Source organism: Vibrio sp. 378 (genome assembly GCF_033339435.1).
This window is the reverse complement of sequence record NZ_JAWOUO010000174.1, coordinates 1-1,026: the sequence shown is the minus strand read 5'-3', so window position 1 is coordinate 1,026 and position 1,026 is coordinate 1. Positions and strand designations below refer to the sequence as shown.

General features: G+C 45.7%; 2 protein-coding genes. One reads left to right on the top strand and one right to left on the bottom strand.

The window, feature by feature from the left end; all coding sequences use genetic code 11:
* The first annotated feature begins 69 nt into the window (after nucleotides 1-69).
* Nucleotides 70-258 carry a hypothetical protein gene (locus R7Q48_RS24950; protein ID WP_020904044.1) on the top strand — a complete coding sequence of 63 codons (189 nt, stop codon included), beginning with the start codon at nucleotides 70-72 and terminating at the stop codon, nucleotides 256-258.
* On the opposite strand, the gene R7Q48_RS24945 is transcribed toward R7Q48_RS24950, so the two are convergent.
* The coding region (locus tag R7Q48_RS24945) for a YeiH family protein (RefSeq protein WP_318132801.1) at nucleotides 251-1,026 on the bottom strand (776 nt) is incomplete at its 5' end. The two genes, R7Q48_RS24950 and R7Q48_RS24945, sit on opposite strands and share 8 nt — an antisense overlap.

The window sequence follows — 1,026 nt, the reverse complement described above, 5'->3', positions numbered from 1 at the left end:
ATTTCGTAACCTTATAACTCTGAATCATAATCATGTCTCAACGTAGGGCAGAAAGGCATAAGCTTCAGAATGGTGAAATTGGTTTTATTGATAGCGGTGGTATTACAAATTGGCATCGCAATCAGCAGTGAAGGGCTCACTCGCTCGTTAGCGGAATTGACGGCGTTTTTAATCGCTATCGCGTTGGTGTTTGCGCTCAAGAGTGACAAACCAGAGTCAACCTCCGACCAACGCGATAAGTCGACAACGATTATCTAAGTACTAGCCAGCTTAGTGACGTGGTGGAAATTAATACCCATAAAGTCACACCAAACAACAGCGGTTTAGGGCCCGAAGATTTCAGTTTCGAAATCGAAATACTACATCCTATCAAGAATAAGCACACCACCAGAGCTTGCTTCGCAATGGTAAAAATACCGTGATACACCACCTCAAATTGTGGAAAGAAATCACTAAAGGCGATGGCCGCGCAATACCAGAAAATGAAGTAAGGAATCACTAACTTTTTCGAACCGTTCTCTTTGTTCCCACGTGAGAAAATCACGGCGCTAATCAAAGCAACAGGAATGATCCACAAGGCTCGCGCCAGTTTGAGCGTGGTTGCAGTTGTCAGTGCCTCTTCACCGTAGGCAGAGGCAGCGCCAACAACAGACGAAGTATCATGAATCGCAATTGCCGCCCATGTCCCAAAGGTGTGTTGGTCTAGGTTTAACGCATGACCAATGACGGGGAAGATGAACAACGCTAGAGAGTTGAGTACAAAAACGGTAGCGAGTGCCAAACCTATTTGTTCATCTTTGGCTCTGATTGCTGGTGCGACCGCAGCAATTGCGCTGCCACCACATATCGCAGTTCCGGATGAAATGAGATACGCAGTCGTCGTTTCGAGTTTGATTACTTTGGCGATGAGTGAGCCAATGACGAGTGTGCCGACAATCGTAGCGATAATTAGCCCGATACCATCTGACGTGACAGACAATGCCTGTTCAAAATTGATACCAAACCCTAAACCGATAATAGAATAAG

What these genes read in the sequence shown, in the direction of transcription:
- R7Q48_RS24950 (WP_020904044.1), top strand. Translation starts at nt 70, where the DNA reads ATGGTGAAATTGGTTTTATTGATAGCGGTGGTATTACAAATTGGCATC.